At 29.1% G+C, this 7,104-nt stretch carries 5 protein-coding genes; all 5 read left to right on the top strand.

The features are described from left to right. On the top strand, positions 1-733 hold a 733-nt coding region (locus ABJG40_RS05930; RefSeq protein WP_348023656.1), incomplete at its 5' end, for a glycosyl hydrolase. A 44-nt stretch (positions 734-777) separates the two neighbouring features. After that, positions 778-2,214, top strand: coding sequence for a sulfatase (locus ABJG40_RS05925; RefSeq protein ID WP_348023655.1), 1,437 nt, complete (start codon positions 778-780; stop codon positions 2,212-2,214). 72 nt (positions 2,215-2,286) lie between these two features. Continuing rightward, positions 2,287-4,056 carry a hypothetical protein gene (locus tag ABJG40_RS05920; protein ID WP_348023654.1) on the top strand — a complete coding sequence of 590 codons (1,770 nt, stop codon included), beginning with the start codon at positions 2,287-2,289 and terminating at the stop codon, positions 4,054-4,056. Between the two features lie 28 nt (positions 4,057-4,084). Continuing rightward, entirely contained in the window at positions 4,085-5,890 is a 1,806-nt protein-coding gene (locus ABJG40_RS05915) for a family 78 glycoside hydrolase catalytic domain (RefSeq protein WP_348023653.1), read from the top strand. A 270-nt stretch (positions 5,891-6,160) separates the two neighbouring features. Further along, the coding region (locus ABJG40_RS05910) for a hypothetical protein (RefSeq protein ID WP_348023652.1) at positions 6,161-7,104 on the top strand (944 nt) is incomplete at its 3' end.

The raw sequence follows: 7,104 nt of genomic DNA, 5'->3' as shown, positions 1-7,104 counted from the left end.
AGCCTCTGGTCTACGTTTAGGTTCGCCTGCTACTAAAGATAATAATGGAGGACAAACTTGGCGTAATGAATTTATGACTAAAGCAGAAGCTAATGGTTTACGAGTAGATTATATGGTAGTTCATTATTACAAAAAAACTTCAGCAGAAAGTTTTTACAATTGGTTAAAAGCTATACATGATAAATGGAAACGCCCTATTTGGATTAAAGAATTTAATTATGGAGCAACTTGGACAGGACAACCTGCATCAAACGAAGCCGCAGGAATAGGTTTACTATCATATATGAACATGTTAGATGATGCAAGTTTTGTAGAACGTTATTCTGTTTTTACATGGCAACCAGACAAACCAATTTACTCTTTAATGTCTGTTCGAAACCCTGTAACTTTAAGTAGTTCTGGTATTATGTATAGAGATCATCAATCTCCAATAGCTTATACACAAGAAGTTTATGAACAAATAACATCATTATCTGTTAAAGACAATGATGTTTCAAATAATATTTTATTGTACCCAACAGTAATTACAAATGGTGTTTTTAATATAAAACTTTCAAATGAAACTATAGAAACTAATTTTAAATTAGCTATTTACAATACTACAGGTCAATTGGTAAAGGAAATAATAAGAATAAATTCTGAAATTGATGTAAAAAAACTTTCTAGTGGACTCTATTTTGTTAAAATTAAATCTGATATAGGTACTGTCACAAAAAAAATTATTATTAAATAAAAATAATAAAAAATCACATAATTATTTTCCAATGATATAAAATTATGATAAGTATACAGTTAAGAACAACCATATTTTATTTGTTACTATTTTCTATTAAATGCTTTTTTGCTCAATCTAAAAAAGTAAACACCTCTAAACCCAACATTGTATTTGTTTTTGCAGATCAATGGAGAGCGCAAGCAATAGGTTATTCTGGAAATAAAGATGTAATAACTCCAAATCTAGATAAACTAGCTTCAGAAGGAGTTTATTTTACAAATGCTATATCTACATATCCTGTTTGCACACCATACAGAGCCATGTTAATTACAGGACAGTATCCATTAAAAAATGGAATGTTTATGAATGATGTTTCACTAAATCCAAAAGCAAGTAGTTTGGCCAAAATAGTTAAAAAAGAAGGATATAATACTGCCTATATTGGTAAATGGCATATAGATGGAAATGGTCGTTCTGCATTTATACCAAAAGAAAGAAGGCAGGGTTTTGATTATTGGAAAGTTCTAGAATGTTCTCATGGTTATAACCACTCTCAATATTGGGGAAATGATGATAAATTACATACCTGGAAAGGTTATGATGCAGAAAAACAAACACAAGATGCAATTGCATATATAGAAGAACAATCTACAAAAAAAGATCCTTTTTGTTTGGTGCTTTCTTGGGGTCCACCTCATGCACCTTATAAAACTGCTCCTAAAAAATTTCAAGACTTATATAAAAATTCAGATATTCAATTAAGACCTAATGTACCAGAAAAATTAGCTAAAAAAACAAAATCTATTTTAAAAGGGTATTATGCACATTGCACTGCATTAGACAGTTATATAAAACAACTTCAGGGAGCTATTAAAAGACTAGGTATAGAAGATAATACCATTTTTATTTTTACTTCAGATCATGGAGATATGATTAATAGTCATGGTAAAACTAAAAAACAAAGAATATATAATGAATCTGCAAAAGTGCCTTTTATTGTTAAATACCCAAATTTATTAGGCAGTCAAGGTCATAAAAGTGATTTCTTATTAAATACCTTAGATATTTTACCAACTATACTAGGTTTATCTGATATAGAAATACCTAAACATCTTGATGGTGAAAACATAACAGATATAATACTAGGTAAAAAGAAAGACAAAAGAAAAGGATCTCTTGTTACATCTATTCAACCATTTGGCCAATGGTCTAGAAATGTTGGTGGAAAAGAATTTAGAGGCATTATAACTAAGAGGTATACCTATGCTCAAGATTTAGATGGAGGTTGGTTACTTTTTGATAATCATAAAGATCCATATCAATTAAATAACCTTATAGAAAATAACAAATATAAATCAACTGTAAAAAAATTAAAGAAAATACTTTCTAAAGAACTTTGCAATCTTAATGATGAGTTTTTGCCAGGAGCTTCTTATATAAAGAAGTGGGGTTACTCTGTTGATTCTACAGGAACAGTGCCTTATAAGAATAAATTATAGTATTAAAAGTAAAACTTAATTCTCTATTGATATAAACAAATAAGTATTTATCAATTTTTTAAAATTTCATTAATGAAAAAAAACTTATTAAATTCGTTTTTAATTATTGTAATGTGTTTTGTTACAGCTAATGTTAAAAGCCAATCCTTAGATTATGTTATGGATATGGTTCATAACAATCCAGGAGAAAAACCTTTTAAAACAAAGTATCGTAATCCAGCATATATAAAATCGCAAGGCTTTAATGCTATGGTGCCTCATTGGTATATTAATTGTGCCATAACTTACGATAATGTTAAAGAAAATATAGTATCAAAAGGTTCAGAAGAAAGAACTTGGATAGAAAACAAAGCCAAATACATTCAAGCCAAACTAGATTCTTGTGAACAACACAATGTAGCTGTTTATCCGTTTACAGATTTTTTAGTATTTCCAAAATCTATATGGAAAAAATACGGAGGTAAAATAAGTAAAAAAGGAACCTTACATAATTTGGGAGGTGATGCTTCTCAAGCAGTAAAGCCAAACATACAAAGCAAAACAACACAAAAATTATTAAGAGCACAAATAGATGGTGTTTTTAAAAGGTTTCCAAATATAGATGGTTTAACCGTTCGTTTTGGAGAAACATACCTTCATGATGCACCTTTTCATAGAGGTGGTTCTCCTATTAGTCGTGGTAAACAAGGTATTGAAGATCATATTACTTTAATAAATATTTTACGTGAAGAAATATGTGTAAAACGAAATAAAAAACTGTTTTACAGAACTTGGGATTTTGGAGGTTTTCACACTAACCCTAACTATTATCTTAAAGTTACTAATGCTATAGAAACACATAAAAATTTAGTGTTTTCTATTAAATATCAAAAAGGAGATTTTCATAGAATGACACCTTTTAATCCTTGTATTGGTATTGGTAAACACAAACAAATTGTAGAATCACAGTCTAGAATGGAAGCTTATGGTAAAGGAGCACATCCTTACTACACTGCATCTGGAGTAATAAACGGTTGGCCAGAAACTAAATATGAAATTTCTAGACATCATTTTACGGGCAAAACGAATTCTACAGAAAATCCTAGAGGATTAAAAGATATCCTAAAAAATAATTTATTAACAGGTATTGTTACATGGTCTAATGGTGGTGGCTGGAAAGGACCTTATATTAAACATGAATTATGGGCAGATTTAAATACTTATGTAGTATCTCAATGGGCACAAAACCCTAATAAATCTGAAAAAGAAATTTTCTATAAGTTTGCTTCTAAACTTGGTTTACATGGTTATCAAGCAGATTTATTTAGAAAATTAAATATGTTAAGCATAGAAGGTGTAAGAAAAGGTCATTGTAATAGTTATGCAGAAAATGCGGTTTGGTGGACAAGAGATGAATATTTTTCTGCAAAGCAGAACAAACCAATCATAAAAGAAATTATTCAAAATAAACTTGTTGATGAAGTTTTGGCAGAAAAAGCAGAGTCTGTATTTATTTGGCATCAAATAGAAGCACTTTCTAAACAAATAAAAATTAATGATGTGGCTACACAAGAAGCTTTAGAGGTTTCTTCTACTTATGGCAGAATTAAATATGAATTAATTGAACAAATGTGGATTATGATGCTTTATAAAGAATTAGATTCTGTTAAAAACAAACAAAAAATTCTTGAAAACGCTTTGGTCAAATACGATGCACTTTGGTTAGAATGGAAAACGCTTTATAACTCTAGTCCACTCTGTGCAACCATTTATACAGATAAATACCTTTGGGATAAAAGAGAGGGTAGTATTGGTGAGTTTGTAGATGATAAAATAAGACCTATTGTAAATAAATTAAAATAATATTAAACTAGTTAACTTCAATTATAAAATGACAAAATTTTTACTTTCAGTTTTCTTATTATTTTTTACATTTCAATATGTAGAAGCCCAAAATGATGCTTTAGCAGAGCCAAACCTTAAAACAGAATTAATGAACCCTGTTAAAATTATTGAAGTTAAAAAAGGGCATTACTTTATAGATTTTGGGAAAGCTTTTTTTGGTACTGTAACTTTATCATCAAAAAAATCACAAAAAGACACTTTAATTATTCATTTAGGAGAACAATTATCTCATAAAAATACCATCAACAAAAACCCAAAAGGGACTATTAGATATCAACAAGCCTTTCTTCCTTTTTTAGATAAAGAAATTCAAACAGATGTTATTTTAACTGCAGACAAAAGAAATACGAATAAAAAAGCAATTCAACTCCCTAGTTCTTTTGGTACAGTTATGCCTTTTAGATATTGTGAAATTGAAAACCTTAAAATTCCTATTAATGAAATTGAGATTAGTCAAAAAGCGTTGCTTTATTCATTTAATGATAGAGCTAGTAGTTTTCAATCATCAGATACTATTTTAAATCAAATTTGGAATTTATGCAAGCACACCATTAAAGCAACAACTTTTACAGGATATTACGTTGATGGAGATAGAGAACGCATACCTTATGAGGCAGATGCATATATCAATCAATTAAGTCATTATGCAGTAGATAATGAGTATTCTATGGCAAGAAGAACCAACGAATACTTTATTACTCATCCAACTTGGCCAACAGAATGGATTCTACACACCGCAAAAATGTTTTATTATGATTATTTATACACAGGCGATACTAAGTCTATTAAAAAATATTATGATAAACTAAAAGCAAAAACTTTAATTCAATTAGCAAGAGAAGATGGATTGATAAGTACGCACTCATCAAAATTGAATAAAGAATTGATGCATCAACTAGGATTTAAAAATGGCAAACAAAGAATTAAAGATATTGTTGATTGGCCTAAAGTAGAAAGAGATGGTTATGAGTTTAAGGAGGTTAATACGGTAATAAATTCATTTTATTATGAAAATTTACAATTTATGTCTTTGATAGCTAAAGCTATTAGAAAAAGAAAAGATGCTAAATTTTATAAAAAAGAAGCAGATAAAATAAAAAAAATCATCAATACAAAACTTTTTGATAGTACTAAAGGTATTTATATTGATGGAGAGGGTTCAACTCACTCTTCTTTACATGCAAATATGTTTCCATTAGCATTTGGATTAGTTCCAAAAGAAAACCTTGAAACAGTTATCGGTTTTGTGAAAAGTAAAGGAATGGCATGTAGTGTTTATGGAGCACAATATTTATTGGAAGGTTTGTATAGAAATAATGAAGCTGAATATGCAAAGCAATTAATTGTTGATACAACAAATGTAAGAACTTGGTGGAATATGATTAAAGTAGGTTCTACGATGACATTAGAGTCTTGGGATATAAAAGTGAAGTCTAATCTTGACTGGAACCATGCATGGGGAACTGCACCAGCAAATATCATTACAAGAAATATGTGGGGAATAAAACCTGTAAGCCCAGGTTTTGGAAAAGCAGAAATTACCCCTCAATTAACAGAAATAAGTTCTTCTGAAATTACGGTTCCAACCATTAAAGGTTCCATCAAAGCAAAATTTAAAAAGCTTGATGATGGAAGTGAATTATATGAAATTCTATTACCAAAAAAGATGAATGTAGTTTTTAGGCTCCCATATAAAAAATATAAAAGGTTAATTGTTAATGGAAAAGTTATAAATAAGAGTAAGAAGATAAAACTTAAAAAGAGGTTTAATATTATCAATATAAGGTATTAAGAAATTTCAAAAATTACCTTTTATTTATTTGAGGTTAGTAAAACCGAAATTTTTTAGATATGTCTTTATTCTTTTTAATACTTTGTGTTATTATTTTAAAATCAGTATTTTAAGAATATTTTAGCAACAAATGAACTCCATATATGAGAATTTTAAAAGGATTTAAAATAGTTATTTTGTATTTCTAAAGTATTTATATTTCTTATATACTTTAGAAATGATTTATATACATTGTAATTAATAGTTGTTGCTAAATTAATATTTGAATAAATGATACAAGAAAACTACAAGATAATTTTTAAAAGAGGAATTCTTATTTTAATAATTTGTTGCTTTAATTTTAGTGCTTTTAGTCAAAAGTACGTGAATGATATGGATTATGTTTTAGGAGATACTAAGCAAGCTTTTATTACCAATAAAGTTACCACAGAAGCACAAGCAGATAATTTGTTGTTAGGGTTTAAGAACATGGGAGCCAACGGTATTCGTATTCCGCTTTTTGCAAGAGGTTTAGATGGTGTAGATTTAAACCCGAATAAACCAATGTTTGATTATTTTTATAAGAAAGCATTAGAACAAGGGTTTTTAATTTTTGCCAATCCAGCACAAGGTGGTGGTGGTATAAGAGTTGCTAATAATAGACTTAATGGTAATGGTGCTAATGAAGGACCAGAGGTTTCTGTAAAAGATAATCAAGCTGCAACCGAAGAGTTAATTGCTAGAGTTATAGAGTTTTCTAATGAATATCCAGAATGTAAGTGGCTTAATCCGTTTAATGAAGATGGTAGAACAAATACGGTTTGGAGCTTAAGTCAAATTAATGAAATTTATAGAAGGCTTCATGAGCATGGTTTAAACGGAGCAGAATTAATAGGACCTTGTACTTGGGGGCTTCCTGCAGGTATAGATATGTTACAAAAAACAAATATTGCAGATTATATTACAGTGGCTACAACACATAATTTAGGTTTTAATCACAGTCAATGGTCTACGTTTATTAATTTGGCTAAGGCAGATGGGTTTCCTGTTTGGGATTCTGAGGTAAACCATAATGATGCAAAAGGAAATGGAACTCGTTTAGAAAAAGCAATTGAAAATAAAGTAGATGGTTTGGTATTATACAATTCTTGGAATACAGTGAGTTTAACTACTGGAGCTGTAAATGCTACTGGAGAAAAAGCAATGGCATTATATTTAATACCAGAAGTTAATTT

The sequence above is a fragment of the Polaribacter sp. genome (assembly GCF_039939415.1).
Classification (GTDB): domain Bacteria; phylum Bacteroidota; class Bacteroidia; order Flavobacteriales; family Flavobacteriaceae; genus Polaribacter.
This window is presented reverse-complemented; position numbering and strand designations above follow the sequence as displayed.

Bases quoted from the DNA above. Each gene is read 5' to 3' on its own strand.
- ABJG40_RS05925 (WP_348023655.1), top strand. From the start codon at position 778: ATGATAAGTATACAGTTAAGAACAACCATATTTTATTTGTTACTATTT.
- ABJG40_RS05920 (WP_348023654.1), top strand. From the start codon at position 2,287: ATGAAAAAAAACTTATTAAATTCGTTTTTAATTATTGTAATGTGTTTT.
- ABJG40_RS05915 (WP_348023653.1), top strand. From the start codon at position 4,085: ATGACAAAATTTTTACTTTCAGTTTTCTTATTATTTTTTACATTTCAA.